The 17,636-nt window shown below is 62.7% G+C and carries 15 protein-coding genes; 9 read left to right on the forward strand and 6 right to left on the reverse strand.

Going from position 1 to position 17,636, the window contains the following annotated elements; all coding sequences use genetic code 11:
- Positions 1-28: 28 nt before the first annotated feature.
- Positions 29-250 carry a DUF2093 domain-containing protein gene (locus JI748_RS10245; RefSeq protein WP_201630093.1) on the forward strand — a complete coding sequence of 74 codons (222 nt, stop codon included), beginning with the start codon at positions 29-31 and terminating at the stop codon, positions 248-250.
- Positions 251-252: 2 nt separating this feature from the next.
- Positions 253-1,401 (forward strand): glycosyltransferase family protein, encoded by a 1,149-nt coding sequence (locus tag JI748_RS10250; RefSeq protein WP_201630094.1) that lies wholly within the window; start codon positions 253-255, stop codon positions 1,399-1,401.
- Between the two features lie 204 nt (positions 1,402-1,605).
- Here JI748_RS10250 and JI748_RS10255 read toward each other — a convergent pair whose 3' ends face one another.
- Together JI748_RS10255 and JI748_RS10260 are read right to left on the reverse strand one after the other, a co-directional pair.
- Positions 1,606-1,845: a DUF4170 domain-containing protein gene (locus JI748_RS10255; RefSeq protein WP_201630095.1), complete on the reverse strand. Its 240-nt coding sequence runs from the start codon at positions 1,843-1,845 to the stop codon at positions 1,606-1,608.
- 3 nt (positions 1,846-1,848) lie between these two features.
- Positions 1,849-2,685, reverse strand: a complete 837-nt coding sequence (locus JI748_RS10260; protein ID WP_201630096.1) for a 3'(2'),5'-bisphosphate nucleotidase CysQ — start codon at positions 2,683-2,685, stop codon at positions 1,849-1,851.
- A 257-nt stretch (positions 2,686-2,942) separates the two neighbouring features.
- On the opposite strand from JI748_RS10260, the gene JI748_RS10265 reads away from it, so the two are divergent.
- Entirely contained in the window at positions 2,943-3,458 is a 516-nt protein-coding gene (locus JI748_RS10265) for a DUF6101 family protein (protein ID WP_201630097.1), read from the forward strand.
- Between the two features lie 186 nt (positions 3,459-3,644).
- Here JI748_RS10265 and ubiA read toward each other — a convergent pair whose 3' ends face one another.
- A complete protein-coding gene (gene ubiA, locus JI748_RS10270) occupies positions 3,645-4,571 on the reverse strand; it encodes a 4-hydroxybenzoate octaprenyltransferase (RefSeq protein WP_201630098.1) in 927 nt (308 codons plus the stop codon).
- 155 nt (positions 4,572-4,726) lie between these two features.
- On the opposite strand from ubiA, the gene JI748_RS10275 reads away from it, so the two are divergent.
- The 6 genes from JI748_RS10275 (at position 4,727) to JI748_RS10300 (ending at position 12,310) form a co-directional block, all read left to right on the forward strand.
- Positions 4,727-5,467, forward strand: a complete 741-nt coding sequence (locus JI748_RS10275) for a 16S rRNA (uracil(1498)-N(3))-methyltransferase (protein ID WP_233280491.1) — start codon at positions 4,727-4,729, stop codon at positions 5,465-5,467.
- 72 nt (positions 5,468-5,539) lie between these two features.
- Positions 5,540-6,910, forward strand: coding sequence for a glutamate--cysteine ligase (locus JI748_RS10280; protein WP_201630099.1), 1,371 nt, complete (start codon positions 5,540-5,542; stop codon positions 6,908-6,910).
- A 60-nt stretch (positions 6,911-6,970) separates the two neighbouring features.
- Positions 6,971-8,245, forward strand: a complete 1,275-nt coding sequence (gene purD, locus JI748_RS10285) for a phosphoribosylamine--glycine ligase (protein WP_201630100.1) — start codon at positions 6,971-6,973, stop codon at positions 8,243-8,245.
- Positions 8,246-8,387: 142 nt separating this feature from the next.
- Positions 8,388-9,263, forward strand: a complete 876-nt coding sequence (locus JI748_RS10290; RefSeq protein ID WP_201630101.1) for a patatin-like phospholipase family protein — start codon at positions 8,388-8,390, stop codon at positions 9,261-9,263.
- 47 nt (positions 9,264-9,310) lie between these two features.
- Entirely contained in the window at positions 9,311-11,167 is a 1,857-nt protein-coding gene (gene recQ, locus JI748_RS10295) for a DNA helicase RecQ (RefSeq protein WP_201630102.1), read from the forward strand.
- A gap of 162 nt (positions 11,168-11,329) precedes the next feature.
- The gene (locus JI748_RS10300; protein ID WP_201630103.1) at positions 11,330-12,310 is read left to right on the forward strand and encodes a DUF1624 domain-containing protein; all 981 of its coding nucleotides are present in this window, start codon (positions 11,330-11,332) and stop codon (positions 12,308-12,310) included.
- On the opposite strand, the gene JI748_RS10305 is transcribed toward JI748_RS10300, so the two are convergent.
- From JI748_RS10305 to JI748_RS10315, 3 genes are all read right to left on the reverse strand, one after another.
- On the reverse strand, positions 12,307-13,575 hold the full coding sequence (locus tag JI748_RS10305) for a hypothetical protein (RefSeq protein ID WP_201630104.1): 1,269 nt from the start codon (positions 13,573-13,575) through the stop codon (positions 12,307-12,309). The genes JI748_RS10300 and JI748_RS10305 overlap by 4 nt on opposite strands.
- Before the next feature lie 160 nt (positions 13,576-13,735).
- Positions 13,736-15,634 (reverse strand): ABC transporter ATP-binding protein, encoded by a 1,899-nt coding sequence (locus JI748_RS10310; protein ID WP_201630105.1) that lies wholly within the window; start codon positions 15,632-15,634, stop codon positions 13,736-13,738.
- Complete coding sequence (locus JI748_RS10315) at positions 15,631-17,478, reverse strand: ABC transporter ATP-binding protein (RefSeq protein ID WP_201630106.1); 1,848 nt, start codon at positions 17,476-17,478, stop codon at positions 15,631-15,633. The genes JI748_RS10310 and JI748_RS10315 overlap by 4 nt, the downstream gene beginning before the upstream one ends.
- Between the last annotated feature and the right edge of the window lie 158 nt (positions 17,479-17,636).

The raw sequence follows: 17,636 nt of genomic DNA on the forward strand, positions 1-17,636 counted from the left end.
TATCGGGTCAATCGCCAAGGAGATGGGCATGAACATTTTCGACAAGGGCTTTGCGCCCGCCGAAGCCAGCTTGCGCTATCTCGATGGCGATTATGTCGTGCTCAAGCCCGGCACTTTCGTGCGCTGCGCCATTTCCGGCAAGCCGATCCCGCTCGATGAGCTCTTCTACTGGAGTGTCGACCGGCAGGAGGCCTATGCCGACGCCGTCACCGCAAACCTGGCCTTCGAGCGCTTCGGCCGGGGCAAGTAGGGATGAACGAGGCAGCGACGCGTCAGCGCTTCCTCATCATTTCCAACGGCCACGGCGAAGATGCGATCGCCGCACAGCTGATCGCGCAGATGCCGCCGACCGTTTCGGTGGAAGCCTATCCGATGATCGGCAGCGGCAAGGCCTATGACGGCATATGCCGCGTCGTCGGTCCCCGCGCGACGCTGGCCTCGGAGGGCTGGCGCAATGTCAAAGGCTCGCTGCGGCGCGATGTGGTCAATGGCGGCCTTGGCACTGTGCCCCCTGCCCTCCAGTTTCTGCGCTCGATCCGGGGCCGCTACGACCGGCTGATCGTGATCGGCGACATGGTTGGCGTTCTGGCCTGCCTTCTTACCGGCAATCGCGAGCTGGTTTACCTCGATGTCTACAAGACCGGTGCGGCGCGGCTCTATTCCGGGCTGGAACGCTGGGCCATCCGGCGGACCTGCGACCTCGTGTTTTGTCGCGCCGACAACCTAGCAGCGCTCTTGAGGCAAGACGGCGTCGACGCAAGGGCGCCTGGCAATCTGATGATGGATACGATCCCGCGCGGGCAGTTCGATGCGGCGTCGCGGCGGCAAAAGCCTTTAGGGGTCACGCTGTTGCCAGGGAGCCGTGCGCTAACTGGGGAAAGCTTTGCGCTCCAGATTGCGGCGCTACGGACGGTGCCGGAAGACCTGCGGCCCGATGTGTTCCTGGCGGTCGCCGGAAGCGTCCAGGTGGACGAGCTGGCAAAGGCCGCCGGCTTGCAGCGGGAAGCCATGCTCAGCAGCGAGCCGGATGATCTCGGCATACTCAGCGACAGCACCATCACCGTCCACATGGCGCGCGGCCGGGCGATGGGAAATCTGCTCGATGCCTCGGACGTGGTGCTGAGCCAGGCCGGCACGGCGAGCATCCAGTCGCTGGGCCTCGGCAAGCCGGTCATCACCTTCATCAACCCACGCGACCGCCGCTCCCGCTTTGAAGACGAGCAAAACCTCTTCGGCGCGGCGCGGGTGGTGGTCGATGCCGAAGCCGAGGCCGTCGGCGCAGCCCTCACCAGGCTCTTGCGCGATGGCGACGAGCGGGCGCGACTGGGAGATATCGGCCGCGAACGTATTGGCGGTCCGGGGGCAATGAAGGCGGTGTTTGAGGCGCTGGCGCTGGGCTGAGGCATCGTCCACCCCCTTCCGAGCGCCGCTAAGGTGCGGCGCACCTAAGCTCTGCTTGCCTTCCCCTCAAGGGGGAAGGTGAAGCCGGTGTATCTGGCCAGGATCTTGCCACGTCCCCGATGCTACCCTCCCCCTCTGAGGGGAGGGTACCGGAGCTTGGCCGAGGGCTTAGCGAAGGTAGGGAGGGGGTGCCTTGCTAAGGCTTTACGCCGCCGGCGTTTCGGGGTTCAGCAGGCGGTGCAGGTGGACGATGAAATAGCGCGTCTGGGCGCTGTCCACCGTTTGCTGCGCCTTTTGGCGCCACACGGCATAGGCAGAAGCATAGTTGGGGTAGACGCCGACGATATCGACCTGGTCGAGATCGGCAAAGGTGACGCCGTCGAGACCTGAAAGCTCGCCGCCGATGACGAGGTGGAGAAGCTGCTTTTCCGCTTGTTCAGCCATGTTTCATCCGTTCGATCTGGATTGGTCACTGACGTCGCCTGGGCAGCCGTAAACCTTGAGCAGGGCTGCGTGGACGGTGGGTTTTAGGCTCATGTCGCTGATGGCGGCAAGCGCCCCGTGGCGCACATCTCGTTTGTTGAATTGTGGGAACCCAACGCAGACATCGGCAAAGTCGAGCCCGCATTCGCTGAGGATCACGGCGGCGCCGGCAATATCCCAATCCTGCGCGCCGCGGCGGGCGACGGCGGCATCGAGCCGGCCGGTGGCGACCTGCACCATACGATAGGCCAGTGAGCCATAGGCGGGACCGCGCTCGTAATCGAGCCCGGCTGCCTGCATTTCCTGATGCACTGCCCCGGGTGCCGGGATCAGCGGCGAGGCGCCTGCGCGCCGGGAGCGCACCATGGGCTCACCATTATACTTGGCGCCACCGCCCTTGGAGGCTTCATAAAACTCGTTGCGCGCCGGGGCATAGACGACACCGGCTACGGCAACGCCATTTTCGACCACGGCGAGTGAGACCGTCCAGTAATCCTCGCCGCGCAAAAATGCCCGCGTGCCATCGATCGGATCGACGACGAAGACCCGTTCGCAATCGAGGCGGCTCGGATTGTCGGCGGTCTCTTCGCTCAGCCAGCCATAATGGGGCCGCGCCTTGAGGAGGTTTGCCGCGAGAAAACGGTCAACAAGAATATCGGCCTCGCTGACGGGCGAGTCATTTTCCTTGGACCAGGACTTTACCGGCTGGCGAAAAAAGCCCGAGGCGATGATGCCCGCCGCAACCGCGGAGGAGCGGAGCAGTTCGAGATCTTCAGCATAGGGGGGAGCAAAAGCCGGCATATTGCCTGGCCTTTTAGGCCGGGCGCCGGGCTTGGGCAAGGGAGCGCACGACCAGCTGCGGTCACAGCACGGTAAACGGGTCTGCAAGCGACGCGGTTAAGAGCCTATGACTAGGTGCAACACACCGCTAACCCTCCGGGAAAACAACATAAATTTAACCGAGCCGATTAAGGCGGCAGGTAAGGGGGCGGGGTAGATTGGCCTCACAAACGAAGAGCAAAAAAAGACGCTCTCGAAGTTACAGGAAGGCTTTGGAAATGATGCATGGCGTTGCGATGGAAGGATCGTCGGTAGTCTTGGCGTTCGGCCGCTCGGCTCTGGCTGAGCGCCGGTTTGTAGCTGCCAACGACAACGGCCCCAAGGATCCGGTGAAGACCGTGACGGTGCGCAAGCAGCTCGAACAGAGCGGCGTGGCCATCAAGATCAAGGTGCCGGTGACCGAGTTCATCGGTGTCGCCGTGGCGACCAGCATTTCGGAAGAAGGCGTTCTTACAAGCGCGATTGAGTTGGTGCATTCCGACTTCGAGCTCAACTACAAGGTCTTCGAAGAAGAGGGCAATCACAACGTCGTCGCCGAATGGCAGAACTGGGGCAAGAAACTCCGCCTGCCGCTCTTCATCAAGGCCGGCGACGGCTCCTACCTGCCCTATTCGCAGCAGGTCGATGGCGTCATGCTCGGCCAGCCCGCGCCACGCCGCAAGCTCGCCGCCGAAGCCGCCCGCCGTCCCAGGTTTCTAAACCGCCGTCAGCCTGGGCAGGCTGACACGCTCTAACTTTTTCTGCTGCCTCCAAAGCAAGTTGAAGGGGTCGACCGGTGGTGCGGTCGGCCCTTTTGGCTTTTGGTAGGATGCAACCCCCACCCCGCCTCCCCCTGCAGAAGGGGGAGGAGTTCCATTGTGCCTAAACCACCGGTCGAGCTCCTCCCCCGTCTTCCGGGGGAGGTTGGGTGGGGGTCTAGCTTACCAAACCCACTCCGCCAGCATTGCCAGCGTCAGCGCGATCCCGACATAATGGTTGTTCTTGAACCTCAGCAACGGATTGCCAGGAGCTGCCGCGTTCAGCGCCCATAATTGCCAGGCGAGCAGTCCGGCGGAGACCAGCGAAAGGGTCGAGAAAACCAACCCGCCACTGGCCATGAGCACGGCGATATTCCACAGGAGAAACGCCCCGGCATAGAGCACGGCGACGGCGGGGCGAACATTGGCGCCGAACAGGCGGGCCGTGGATTTGACGCCGACCAGGGCATCGTCCTCGACGTCCTGAAGCGCATAGATGGTGTCGTAGCCTATGACCCACAGAATGGTGCCAGCGTAAAGCAGCACCGGCGCCCAGCCCAGGCCGCCGGTCTGGCTCGACCAGCCGACCAGGGCGCCGAAGGAGAAGGCAAGGCCCAGAAAAAGCTGCGGCCACCAGGTGATGCGCTTCATGAAGGGGTAGATCGCGACCAGCACCAGCGAGGCGATAGAGGCGTAAACGGTGAAGCGGTTGAACTGGAAGAGAATGGCCGAAGCGAGGAGCGCCTGCGCCACGAGGAAATAGAGCGCCTCCATGGTGGTGACCTGGCCGGAGGGGATTGGCCGCGAGCGGGTGCGGGCCACCTGCATATCGATGTCGCGATCGACGATGTCGTTAAAGGTGCAGCCGGCGCCACGCATCAATACCGCACCGAAAAACATCAGGATCGCGGCCCACCAGCCAAATCCCAGGTCCGGAAAGGCGACGGCCGCCAAGCCTATGCCCCAGGCGCAGGGCCAGAACAGGAGCCAAAAGCCGATCGGCCGATCCCAGCGGGCGAGGCGCCCATAGGGTTTGACGCGTTCGGGGGCGTAGCGATCGAGCCAGTTGGTGGGCCGGGCGTCGGCGACGGTGGTGGTTTGCTCGGGCATGGTTGCTCTGGTGCAAGCGACCTCGTCCTTCGACAAGCTCAGGATGAGGTCTCACGAAACATCAGAGTCACGTCTACTCTAAACGCGGCAGACACAGTAGACCTCATGGTGAGCCTGTCGAACCACGAGGTCGTGGCAGTTTGCCACGGATGAAGATGCCCCGCTCCCACGCCACCCTGCCTCGCCTTTATGTGCAGCCTGATCTTTCTGCCGGCGCCGCGTTGACGCTTGAAAAGGAGCAGTCGCTCTACCTTGCCGCAGTGCTGCGAAAAAGCGTGGGCGATGAGGTGGTGCTGTTCAACGGCCGCGATGGGGCTTGGCTGTGCCGGCTGACAAGCGATGCCAAGAAGTCGGTGACGTTGGAAACGGTCGAGCAGATCGCCGCGCAGACGCCGCCATCGGACCTTTGGTATGGCTTTGCGCCGCTCAAGAACGAGCGGCTCGATTACGTGATCCAGAAAGCGGTGGAGATGGGCGCCGGCACGATCCAGCCGGTGATGACGCAGTTTACTCAGGTGCATCGGCTGAAAATCGAGCGGCTTTCGGCCAACGCCATCGAGGCGGCAGAGCAGTGCGAAGTGTTGAGCGTGCCAACCATTGCGCCGGAAGTGACGCTCGAGCGGTTGCTAGATGGCTGGGATCCAGCGCGCAAGCTGATCTTTGCCGACGAAGGCGAGGCTTCCTCATCGCCGGTTGTGGCGCTGGAAAAGCTGCGGGGCACTCCAATCGGCCTGCTGGTCGGCCCGGAGGGTGGATTTTCGGACGCGGAGCGCGCGAAACTTCATGCCTTGCCCTTCGTTGTGCCCATTAGTCTCGGACCGCGAATTTTGCGCGCCGATACGGCGGCAGTAGCTGCGTTAGCGGTGATTCAAGCCACCATCGGCGACTGGCGATAAAGGCGATTGCTTTCCGGCCCGCCCTCGCTATTTTCGCGCCAAGTTTTTCGAAGCCTGAACCAAGAGGGCCCCATGGCCGGCGCCGACACCTTTTCGCCTCCAATCGAATCGCGGGCCGACCTGATCGAGGCGATGGAGCGCGGCAGCAAGCCGGCCGAACAGTGGCGCATCGGCACTGAGCACGAAAAGCACGTGTTCCATACCAATCCGCTGCGCCCCGTGGCCTATGAAGGTCCACAGGGCATTCGTGCGCTGCTCGATGGCGTCGAGCGCGAAACCGGCTGGGTGCCGTTCTACGATCGCGAGAACCCAATCGGGCTGCGCAACAACGAGGTCGCGGGCGGGATCTCGCTCGAGCCCGGCGGGCAGTTTGAGCTCTCCGGCGCACCGATGGCCGACCTTCATGGCACCGCCGCAGAGCTCGACGAGCATTTGCGCGTGGTCAAGAAAGTCGCCGAGCCGCTCGATATCCATTTTCTGGGACTTGGTGTGACGCCGCTTTGGTCCGTGGATCAAATAGAAGCCATGCCCAAGTCGCGCTATGCGATCATGACCAAATATATGGGCGAAACGGGAACGCTCGGCACGTCGATGATGTACCGCTCCTGCACGGTGCAGACCAATCTCGACTTCTCCGACGAAGCCGACATGGTCAAGAAGCTGCGCGTTTCGGTGGCGCTGCAGCCGATCGCCACGGCGCTTTTTGCCAACTCGCCCTTTGTCGACGGGCGCGACAGCGGCTTTTTGAGCTTCCGAAGCGAAATCTGGCGCAATACCGATGCCGATCGCACCGGCATGTTGCCCTTTGCCTTCGAAAGCGGCTTCGGCTTTGAGCAATATGCAGATTATGCGCTCGACGTGCCGATGTATTTTGTTATCCGCGACGGGAAGTATGTGAACGTCGCGGGCGAGAGTTTTCGCGACTTTTTGGACGGTAAGTTGCCCCAGTTGCCGGGCGACAAGCCCACGATCAAGGATTGGGAGGATCACCTTTCGACCCTGTTCCCGGAAGTGCGGCTCAAGCAGTTCCTTGAAATGCGCGGCGCCGACATGGGCGATCGCGATCATGTCGTGGCGCTCTCGGCCTTCTGGACCGGGCTTCTCTACGACGACATCTCGCTCGAAGCGGCTTGGGAACTGGTCAAGGACTGGACCGACGAAGATCGCGATTACTTGCGCCGCGAAGTGCCGCGGCTGGGTCTGGCGACGCCGTTCGATCGCTCCACCATTTTCGACGTGGCCGCGCAGGCGGTTGGGATTTCGGAAGCAGGCCTCGTTCGCCGCAACCGGCTCGATACGCAAGGGCGCGACGAGTCGATCTTCATGAAGCCGCTTGAAGAAACGATCCGCAGCGGCAAGACCCCGGCCGAGCGTTGGCTCGAAAAGTTCAACGGATCCTGGGCGGGCGACGTGACGCCGGTGTTCCGCGAAGCGGAGATGTAGCGACGGCTTGCCACCCTGCTCGCACTGGTGCATCACGCATTGGGCAGCAGGGAGGCGACAATGCGCGTTTTGATCATCGGTTCTGGTGGGCGCGAGCATGCGCTGGCCTGGAAGATCGCGCAATCGCCGCTGGTCGAGGCCTTGTTCGTCGCGCCTGGAAATGGCGGGACCGAGAAGGTCGCGACCAACCTCCCCATCGACATCAATGACCATCAGGCGGTGATCGCTGCGGCACGCGACAACAACGTGGATTTCGTCGTCGTTGGGCCCGATGCGCAGGTGGTTGCCGGGCTTGGCGATGATGTACGGGCAGCGGGGATCGACTGTTTCTGCCCAAGCGCTGCCGCCGGGCAGCTCGAAGGCTCCAAGAGTTTCACCAAGGCCCTTTGCGACGAATACGACATCCCGACGGCGCGCTATCGGCGGTTCGAGGATGAGGCTTCGGCGCTGGCCTATATCTATGCCGAGGGCGCGCCGATCGTCATCAAGGCCGATGGCCTTGCGGCAGGCAAGGGTGTCACCGTGGCGATGAGCGTCGAAGAGGCCGAGGAAGCCGTGATCGACTGCTTTTCGGGCGCGTTCGGCACGTCCGGTGCAGCCGTCGTCATCGAGGAGTTCATGGAAGGCGAGGAAGTCTCGCTGTTCGTGCTCTGCGATGGCGAGACCATTCTGCCGCTGACCACGGCACAGGATCATAAGCGCGCCTTCGATGGCGATGTCGGGCCAAATACCGGCGGCATGGGCGCCTATTCGCCGGCACCGGTGATGCGCCGGACCGAGTTCGACGAAACGATAGCGCGGATCATAGAGCCGACGGTGCGCGGCATGGCAAAGCGCGGGACGCCGTTCCAGGGCGTGCTCTTTGCCGGTCTGATGCTGACCGACGAGGGGCCAAAGCTCGTCGAATACAATGCTCGTTTCGGCGATCCGGAATGCCAGGTGATGATGATGCGGATGGAAAGCGACGTCGTGCCGCTGCTTCACGCCGTGGCGACCGGCACGCTCAAGGGGCACGACGTCCAGTGGAAAGACGCCTTCGCCTTAACCGTGGTCATGGCCACCAAGGGCTACCCCGGCGACTACGGCAAGGGCAGCGAAATTCTGTTCCCAGATCAGTTAGATGACGAAATGCTGACAGTGTTTCATGCCGGAACAAAGCGAGACGGAAACCGTTTGATTGCCAATGGCGGACGCGTGCTCAACGTCACCGCCTTAGGGGGTTCGGTTTCCGAGGCGCAGCAGCGTGCTTACGCAGGCGTGGACAAGATTGTTTGGCCAGAAGGCTTTTGCCGCCGAGACATCGGCTGGCGGGAGCGCGCGCGGGAACAGGCCTGAACCTTTCCTCAATCTCCCTGGCCTAGGCTCGCATCAAACCGTCTTTGACTACACGCAGCCGCAACGCCCGCTAACGCCTCTGCAATTCCGCGGTAAAGCGCTCGCAGACCGGCTGCGCTCCAAGGGAACGGAGCGAGGCAGGATGAGCGTGACTGGTGGACCCAGGATCGGTGTCGCCTTGGGCGGTGGCTCAGCGCGCGGGCTGACGCACATTCCCTATATCGAAGCCATGGACGAGCTGGGGCTCAAGCCGTCGGTGATCGCCGGCACCTCGATCGGAGCGCTGATCGGGGCAGGCTGGGCCGCTGGCATGACCGGCAAAGAGCTGCGCGAATATAGTTTCGAAGTGCTGGGGACCCTGCGCACCATCGCCGGCAGGCTCTGGGCCTCGCATATGCGCCTGGGTGCCCTCCTCAAGAACGGCATTTCGATGCAGCTCGACGCCACGCATATCGTCGATGCGTTCACCCCACCGAGCTTTCCCAAGGAGTTCAGGGACCTCAAGATCCCGCTTCATGTGGTGGCGACTGACTTTCAGAGCTGGCACCAGGTGGTGTTCAATTCCGGCCTGTTGCGGCCCGCGATCGCCGGATCGATCGCCATCCCCAGCCTGTTCAAGCCCGTCGTGCACAAGAACCATGTTCTGGTGGATGGCGGCGTGGTCAATCCATTGCCGCTCGACCAGGCGGATATCGACACCGATTTTCTGATCGGCATCGACGTCGTGGGCGACCCGTCCGTGGGGCTGAACCGTACCGATCACAAGGCGCTTGATCTCTGGTTCGGCTCGGCTGCGATCATGATGCATTCGCTCACCGCCCATATGATGGCCGCCTATCCGCCCGACATCTACGTGCGGCCACATGTGGCCAATTTCGGCGCCATGGAGTTCTGGCGCGTCAAAGAAATGCTGAGCCAGTCGGAAAGCGAGAAGGATCGCTTCAAGCATCTGGTGACGCACAGGATTGAAGCATATCTGCAAAACCAGGTCAGGCCGGTGGACAGCAAGGGCCTGTGATCGCCCCCATGGTTGCCTCGCCCGCGCTCGCGTGATTCAAAGACAGCGTGGAAGCCATTGAGTCTTACGATCTGTTTTCGCCCCAGCGCCAGGAGCGGCCGACGCCGCTTGCCGTGCTGCGCGACATCTTTGGGCACAAGGAATTCCGCGGGCAGCAGCACGAGGTGATCGACCATGTCGCCGGTGGCGGCGATGCCGTGGTGCTGTTTCCGACCGGCGCCGGCAAGTCGATGTGCTACCAGATCCCGGCTATCTGCCGGCGCGGTGTCGGCATCGTCGTTTCGCCGCTGATCGCCTTGATGCGGGACCAGGTCGAGGCGCTGAAACAAGCTGGCGTCGCCGCGGCGGCGCTCAATTCCTCGCTGTCGCAGGAAGAATCGGCCGAAGTGCGAGGCAAATTGCGGCGCGGCGAGCTCGATCTTCTTTATGTCGCGCCCGAGCGGGTGGCGACGCCGGGCTTTGCCAATATGCTCTCGGGCGCCGACATTTCGCTGTTCGCCATCGACGAGGCCCATTGCGTGTCGCAATGGGGGCACGATTTCCGGCCCGAATATCGCGAGCTGATCCACCTGGTCGAGCTCTTTCCGGGGGTGCCGCGCGTTGCGCTGACGGCGACGGCCGATCCCACGACGCGCGAAGACATTATCGAGCGGCTGGGGCTCGAGCAGGCAAAGGTCTTTACCACCAGCTTTGACCGGCCCAACATTTCCTATTCCATCGTCGAGCGCGACAAGCCGCGCGAGCAGTTGCTCGACTTTCTTTCCGGCCATAAGGGCGAAAGCGGCATCGTTTATTGTCTCTCGCGCGCCAAGGTCGAGGACACGGCCGAGTGGCTTTCGGCCAAGGGTATTCCCGCCCTGCCCTACCATGCCGGCCTTCCCGCCCATGTCCGCAGCGCCAACCAGGACGCATTTCTAAAGGACGACAATATCTGCATGGTCGCGACCGTGGCCTTCGGCATGGGCATAGACAAGCCGGACGTGCGCTATGTCGCCCATATGGACCTGCCGGCCTCGATCGAAAGCTATTACCAGGAGACCGGCCGCGCCGGCCGCGACGGGCTGCCGTCGGATGCCTGGATGAGCTATGGCATGGCCGATGTCGTGCAACGCCGCCGCATGATCGACGAGGGCAATGCGCCTGATGAGGTCAAGCGCCTCGAACACGGTAAGCTCAATGCGCTGCTCGGCGTCTGCGAAACCGCTTCCTGCCGCCGCCAGGCCATACTCAGCCATTTCGGCGAGGCCTATGCCGGGGCTTGCGGCAATTGCGACACCTGCCGCTCGCCCGTGGAATCGTGGGACGGCACGGAAGCCGCGATCAAGGCCCTGGCCGCAATCTACCGGACTGGCCAGCGCTTCGGCGCGGCGCATGTGATCGATGTCCTGGTCGGCAAGGAAACCGAAAAAGTCACCCGCTTCGGGCACCAGAACCAGCCGGTCTTCGGCCAGGGCCGCGAACTCGATGCAAAAGCCTGGCAATCGGTTGTCCGGCAGATCACGGCCATGGGTCTGGTCGTCGTCGATCATGCCAATCACGGCGCGCTGACCCTGGGGGCGGATGCCCGGGCGGTGTTCAAGCGCGAGCGGCTCGTGACCTTGCGCAAGGATCGGCCGAAGAAAAGCGTCGAGGTCCGGCGATCGCTCGCCAATGCCGTCGTCGTGCCGGAGCATGCGCGGCCCTTGTTCGAAGCGCTGCGCGGCGAGCGCACCCGCATCGCCAAGGCACAGGGCGTGCCGCCCTACGTGATCTTTCACGACGCGACCCTGCGCGCCATGGCGCTGGCGGAACCGACGTATCCCCATGATATGCTGAACCTGCCCGGCGTCGGGCAAGGCAAGCTCGACCGCTATGGCGATGAATTTCTGGCCGTGGTGCGGCGGCATTTGGCGGAGGGCGCATGAGCAGGGCGACACCCCCACCCGGCCTCCCCCTGCAGAAGGGGGAGGAGTCAGAACGGTGGTGTGTCACTGATTTTTGGCTATAACTGACGTGCTCCTCCCCCTTCTTCAGGGGGAGGTTGGGTGGGGGTCTGTCGCACAGAGCCGCCAGACGAGGGGCGAAGTTTGACCGAGACCACCAATTCGAAGCGCCCGCGCCTCCTCATTGTCGACATCGCCCGCGGCGTTGCCATCATCGCCATGGCGATCTACCACCTTTCCTGGGACGTATCCTTTTACCGCTTCATCCCGGTGGATGTCGGCTTCGACCCGGGCTGGGTCCTCTTCGCGCGGACCATCCTGTCCGCCTTCATGTTCCTGGTCGGCGTTGGGCTGGTGCTGGGGCATGGCGATGGCGTGCGCTGGCCTTCCTTCTGGAAGCGCTGGGCTTTCGTGGTCGGCGGCGCGCTGATCATCACGGTTTCGACCTGGTTCACCTTCACCGAAAGCTTTGTTTATTTTGGCGTGCTGCATGCGATTGCAGCGACGAGCCTCCTCGCGCTGCCATTCCTTGTCACGCCGCTTTGGCTGACGGGGCTGGTGGCGGCCGTGATCATCGCCCTGCCCTTCTTTCTTACAGACCCGCTCTTTAACGAGCGCATCTTTTCCTGGCTCGGCTTCTGGGTCGTGCCGCCGCCCACCAACGACCTCGTGCCGCTTTTCCCCTGGCTTGGCGTCGTGCTGCTGGGCGTGCTTGCCATGCGGATTGTTCGGCAAACCGCATGGCTCGGAAAACTCGCAGCCATCCAGCCGCGCAACCGCTTGGCGGGAACCCTCGCCTGGATGGGGCGGTGGAGCCTCGTCATCTACCTTGTGCACCAGCCGCTGCTGCTCGCGATCATCATGCCGCTGTCGATGGCCATGGGCACGCAGGAGGCGGGCCGCGAGATCGACTTCCTCCGCTCCTGCCAATCGAGCTGCGAAGCCTCGGGCACGACGGCTGCGCTTTGCGCCACCTATTGCCAGTGCGGGCTTGAAGGCATCGAGCGTGACGATCTCTGGGAGCAGGTGTTTACCGGGATCGTTACGGCCGAAGATCAGGCGACGCTCGATCGCAATAATCGGCAGTGCTCACAGCTAATCTACCCCGACCTAACCGCCGACTAATCTGCGAAATAAGTCATGGCCTCCGGCGTCAGCAGGTCGCCCAGCTCGGCGAGGGGCATTGAGAAGAGGTCGCCGTTGCAGACGCCGATGACGTGCGGAAAGCCGCTGCCGGTGAAAACAACGTTTGGGCCCTCTTCGAAGCGGAAATCGAGCTGGCCGCGGATGGCGTCTTCGCTGTAGCAGGCTTCGTCGAGCTCGGGATCGTCGGTGGCGAGCTCCGGCGGCAGGTGCTCGCGCACGAAGGCGATCAGCGCGTCATCGGGCTGCCAGATGATCTCGTCGGGATTGGCGCGGGCGGTTTCGAGATCGACGACGTTGTCTTCGAAATCGACGGGGACCCAGCCCAAAAAAATGCGCGAGAAGTCGAGCAGACCGCCGGTTTGGGCATCGAAGGTGTAGCTGTCGATGTGATTGTAGGGATGGGCGCCGCCGCAAAAAAGGCTTCCCGCCTGATACCAGCTAACAAGGCGCGGGCTGGCATAGGTGAGGACGACGTTTTCTTCGTTATAGCCGCCGAGCGAAGCCTGATCGAGGCTCCATTCGTTGGCGCCGAAGCCGACATAGCCCGACGAGAGGCAATCGAGCGCCGAGATGGATAGGCCCGCATGCTCGTTACCAAGAATAGCCTCGATCGGGGCGGCATCGGCCCGGGTGACGAAGCTGAGGACATGGGGAAAGGCAAACTCGGTGCGCGGATCGATCTTCATCGAGACGACGGCATCGCCGAGCACGAAACGCCTGTCCTCGACCAAAGGTCCATCAGCCACCGCAAGTTCATATGGGACCTTGGCCGGGTCCAACGGGCCGACATCGGCAAAAAGGCTATCGTAGATGTTTTCGCGCAGGGCGATGGTTGTCGCCTCGCCGGATAAGGAACGGCGGCCGATTTCCTCCGCGGCGATGGCCTGCTCCTTGCTCTTGCCGGTGCCGCTCCGCGTGCCGGTGAGGGTCGAGCCGTCCAGCGTCAGCTGCCACTCGGCGACGGTGGGCACGCCGGTGACGGTGCCGTCGTCTGCAAAGGTGCAGATGTCAGGGGTGCAGAGCCCTTCTTCGCTTAAGAGAAAGCTCGTGTCGGTGTTCGCCTCGGACCGGAGCGGCACGGATTTGCCTTCATCCATGAAGGCGAAGCGACCAACGACGGGGCCGTCGCTCGGCTCGGTCAGTTCGATGACGACGTCGCGGCTGCCGACGGTGCCGCGATAGGTGACGGCATCGGCAAGGGCGGGCGTGGCGAGGAGGGGCAGGAGAGCAAGGGCGAGGCGCATGGATGGCTCCGGAGGACGGGCCACCCTAGCATGCCTTTGTGCGTACAATCAGAGATTGCGTCCCACCCACGATGTCATCCCCGCGCAGGCGGGGATCCATCCTGAGATCTCAAGATGGGCCCCGGCCTTCGCCGGGGTGACAGCCGGTGGTTGCGGCAAGCTAAGTGCTCGCTGCCCTGGCATTTGCCTGCGTTACGAGCTCATCGGGAATGTCGTCGAAGCTGGCGTAATTCATGTTGTAGAGGCGCGAATAAAGGCCGCCCAGTTCCATGAGCTGGTCGTGGTTACCTTCCTCGATCTTCTCGCCATTCTGCAGCACGATAATGCGGTCGGCGCCGCGAATGGTGGCAAGACGGTGGGCGATCACCATGCCGGTGCGGCCTTCGAGCAGGATTTCGAGCGCCTTCTGGATCTGCCGCTCGGTATAGCTGTCGATATTGGCGGTGGCTTCGTCGAGAACGAGGATCTTGGCGTCGGCGACGAGGGCGCGCGCAAAGCTCAGGAGCTGGCGCTGGCCGAGCGACAGGTTGGAGCCGCGCTGTTCGAGGATTGTGTCGTAGCCATTGCGGAAGCGGGAGATGAAGTCGTGCGCGCCAACCGCCTTGGCGGCGGCGATGACGTCGTCGAGCGTGGCGGACTGCTTGTTGTAGCGGATGTTCTCATAGATTGTGCCGGTGAAAAGGAACGGCTCCTGCAGCACCATGGCGACCTGTTCGCCCAGCGATTCCTGGGTGACGTTGCGCACATCGTGGCCGCCGACAAGGACGGCCCCGCCCTGCACTTCGTAGAAGCGGTGGACCAGGGACATGGCGCTGGTCTTGCCCGATCCGGTCGGACCCACCAGGGCGACGGTTTCGCCCGGATTGACGCGGAAGGACACGTTTTTCAGCACCGGGCGCGCCGGGTCATAGCCGAAGGTCACGTCGTTGAAGGCGACCGAGCCGTCCATGTCGGAGGTGAGGACAACGGCGCCGGGCTTGTCGTCGATCACCACGGGCAGGTCGAGCACTTCGGTGATGCGGCGACCCGAGGTCATCGCGCGCTGCATGATCGAATATTGCATGGTCAGCGAGCGGATCGGGTCGAAGAAACGCTGGATGTAGAAGAGGAAGGCGACGATGACGCCGACCTGCAGCGATCCATTGAGCACCAGCGAGCCGCCCACCACGATGACCGTGGCCATGGAGATGCCGGTGAGAGAGTCGACGATCGGCACCATGACCTGGGCGAACTTCGAGCCGGTCAGCTGGGTGCGGAGGTTGTCATAAGCCTTGTCGTCGTAGAGGTCGAAATTGACCTTCTGGCGATCAAGGTTCTGCACGGTGCGAACGCCATTGATGCCTTCGGCCATGGCGCCGGCGGTCAGCGAATTGGTTTCATGCGCCGCCCAGAAGGCGCGCTTGGCCGGCGGCAGCCAGAAGATGCGGATGATAAAAAGGATCGGCATGGTGATCAGCGTCAGGAGGCCAAGCCAGGGGTCGAGGCTGAGCAAGACCATGATGATGCCGAAGAGAAGGACGATGTCGCCGACCGAAACCACCGAGGTTTCGAGAAATTCCTGCATAGAATTGACGTCGCCCTGAAGCCGGCTCATCAGGCGGCCGACTTCGGTCTTGTCCATGAAGCTTAGCGAGACGCGCTGCAGCTGCGCGAACATGGCGCGGCGCATGTCGAAGAGGACGTTCTCGGCCACTTGACCAACTTGCGATTCCTGGATCCAGGATGCGGCGAAGTTGACGGTGATAACGACCGCAAAGGCGATGATGGCACGCAGCAGATTTGTGGTGTCGCCGCCCGCCACAAGAGCCGTGTCGATGGCATTGCCGATGATCAGCGGGATGGCGAGCTGGGTGGCGGTAAAGATCAGGACGGCAGCAACCGACAGGTAGATCTTATGCCGGTAGGGGTGGACGTAGGCCCAGATGCGGCGCACCGTTTGCGGATCATAGGCCTTGCCGAAGACCTCTTCCTCGATGCGGTGCGAGCCGACCGAGGCGCGCGGCGGGCGCTGACCGGGAAAGGCTGCGGCCTCGCGTTCGTCTTCTTCCATAACGCTCATTCCGCAGCCTCCAGGTCGTCGGCCGGCCGGGTCTGGAGATCGTAAAGTGCGCGGTACTTGCCGCCGCGTTCCAGAAGTTCGGCATGCGAGCCCTGTTCAACGATACGGCCGTCTTCGAGGAAGAGAATGAAATCGGCATGCATCAACGAAGAGAGGCGGTGGGCGATCACAAGCGTGACGCGGTCCTTGGCATAGCGGCGGATGGCGGAGCGGATGCGGTGCTCGGTGCCCGCGTCGATGGCAGCCGTGGAATCATCGAACACCATCACCGCCGGCTTCAGAACCAAGGAGCGGGCGATGGACAGGCGCTGGCGCTGGCCGCCGGAAAGGGAGACGCCGCGCTCGCCGACAACGGTGCTGTAATCGGCCGGCAGGCCCATGATGTAGTTATGGAGCTGGGCGCTTTCGGCAGCGCGCTCGATCTTGCGTTCCTTGGCCCAGGGGTCACCATAGGCGATGTTGTTTTCGATAGTGGTGGTGAAAAGAAACGTGTCCTGCTGCACCACGGCAACCGAGCGGCGGAGCGACTGCAGCGTGACGTCCCGCACGTCCTGCCCGTCGATGAGGATGCGCCCGGCGGTCACGTCGTAAAAGCGCGGGATCAGGTGGGCGAGGGTCGATTTGCCTGAACCCGGCGCGCCGACGATGCCGATGGTCTGGCCGGCATGGGCTTCGAAGCTGATGCCGTTGAGCGTGGGGTGCGAAGCGCCAGGATAGGTGAAGTGAACGTCTTCGAAGCGCAGCGTGCCCTCCTTGACCTTGAGTGGTGCCGCTTCCGGCTTGCTTTCGATGTCAATGGGCGCATCGAGGAAAGCGAAGAAACGGGTGCCGCAAGTGGAGGCGCGAGCGAAGGAATTGACCATGAGGCCGAGCTGGCGCACCGGCATCTGCAGGATGGTCATGAAGGTCAGGAAAGAAGCGAGCGTGCCGACGCTCATTTCACCGGCGATGACCTTGACCCCACCGAACCAGAGCACGAGGCCCATGGCGGCGAAGAAGGAGAAGGTCATCATCGAGGTGTTCTTGACGCGAACCAGCACGCGCTGATGCGCAAGTTCAAGCGCCGACTTGGAGGCCGTTTCGAATTTTTCGAGCTCATGCTTCTGGCCGGAGAAGGCACGGACGACGCGAATGCCGCCGAGATTTTCTTCCATGACGCGGGTGAGAACGGAGAGGCGTTCCTGCAGCACCAGCCAGGTCTTGCGCAGGGTCAACTGAGCGACAGAAGAGCGCCAGGCGACGAAAGGCACGAAGCTCAGGGCCAGGAGGCCGAGCAGGACATCGGTGCTCAAGAGCATATAGGCGCCAACCCCGATCAGCACCGTCAGCAGAATGGTGCGGATGAAGCCGGTCGAAAAGAACATGCGCAGGCCATCGAGATCGAGGAGGCCCAGGGTGATCAGATCGCCCGAATGCATGCGGTCGTGGTAGGAATAGGAGAGACGCTGGACCTTGTCGTAGAAGGCGAGGCGCAGTTCGTAGCCGACATGGTGGCCCACCGCTTCCGAGTAAAAGTTCTGCACCAGGGTGAAAAGACCGCGCGCGACGGAGACAATCAGCAGCGTCAGGGCGGTCCAGATCAGCGCCTGTTGTGCACCTTCTCCCGCCACGGTCAGCGTTGTCTGCGCCTGATCGACAGCGTGCCCGAGCAGGCGCGGGATCATCAGCTGCAGACCCGAGGCGATGATCGTGGCGCCGATGGCCAAGCTCGCCTGCCAGTAGTGGCGCAGCGAATAGGCGGTGATACGCCTGAGCGGGCTTTGTCCCCTGCCCCGATGGGCGGCGGCGACATGGGCAAGTGCATCGCCGCGTGAACGATCGCGGCCAGCCTTGAGCGTGATCAAGGAACTATCCAGACATAAATTGTGGAGCCCGAGGGGAAGGCGGGAGAACCGTCGGCCGGCGATCGGGCAAATCAAAACTCGCAACTGTCATAAAAGAGCGATTGCGTCTGCCATTCAAGATGAAAAGTGGGGAAAGATCGGCCTCGGCGCGTGCAACC

The sequence above is a fragment of the Devosia rhizoryzae genome, from assembly GCF_016698665.1.
Classification (GTDB): Bacteria; Pseudomonadota; Alphaproteobacteria; order Rhizobiales; family Devosiaceae; genus Devosia; species Devosia rhizoryzae.

Excerpts from the sequence above, each read along its gene's own strand:
- JI748_RS10290 (WP_201630101.1), top strand. The coding sequence starts at position 8,388 with ATGAGCGTGACTGGTGGACCCAGGATCGGTGTCGCCTTGGGCGGTGGC.
- JI748_RS10275 (WP_233280491.1), top strand. The coding sequence starts at position 4,727 with ATGCCCCGCTCCCACGCCACCCTGCCTCGCCTTTATGTGCAGCCTGAT.
- purD (WP_201630100.1), top strand. The coding sequence starts at position 6,971 with ATGCGCGTTTTGATCATCGGTTCTGGTGGGCGCGAGCATGCGCTGGCC.
- JI748_RS10310 (WP_201630105.1), bottom strand. The coding sequence starts at position 15,634 with ATGAGCGTTATGGAAGAAGACGAACGCGAGGCCGCAGCCTTTCCCGGT.
- ubiA (WP_201630098.1), bottom strand. The coding sequence starts at position 4,571 with ATGCCCGAGCAAACCACCACCGTCGCCGACGCCCGGCCCACCAACTGG.
- JI748_RS10255 (WP_201630095.1), bottom strand. The coding sequence starts at position 1,845 with ATGGCTGAACAAGCGGAAAAGCAGCTTCTCCACCTCGTCATCGGCGGC.
- JI748_RS10260 (WP_201630096.1), bottom strand. The coding sequence starts at position 2,685 with ATGCCGGCTTTTGCTCCCCCCTATGCTGAAGATCTCGAACTGCTCCGC.
- JI748_RS10280 (WP_201630099.1), top strand. The coding sequence starts at position 5,540 with ATGGCCGGCGCCGACACCTTTTCGCCTCCAATCGAATCGCGGGCCGAC.
- JI748_RS10265 (WP_201630097.1), top strand. The coding sequence starts at position 2,943 with ATGATGCATGGCGTTGCGATGGAAGGATCGTCGGTAGTCTTGGCGTTC.
- JI748_RS10245 (WP_201630093.1), top strand. The coding sequence starts at position 29 with ATGAACATTTTCGACAAGGGCTTTGCGCCCGCCGAAGCCAGCTTGCGC.
- JI748_RS10305 (WP_201630104.1), bottom strand. The coding sequence starts at position 13,575 with ATGCGCCTCGCCCTTGCTCTCCTGCCCCTCCTCGCCACGCCCGCCCTT.
- JI748_RS10250 (WP_201630094.1), top strand. The coding sequence starts at position 253 with ATGAACGAGGCAGCGACGCGTCAGCGCTTCCTCATCATTTCCAACGGC.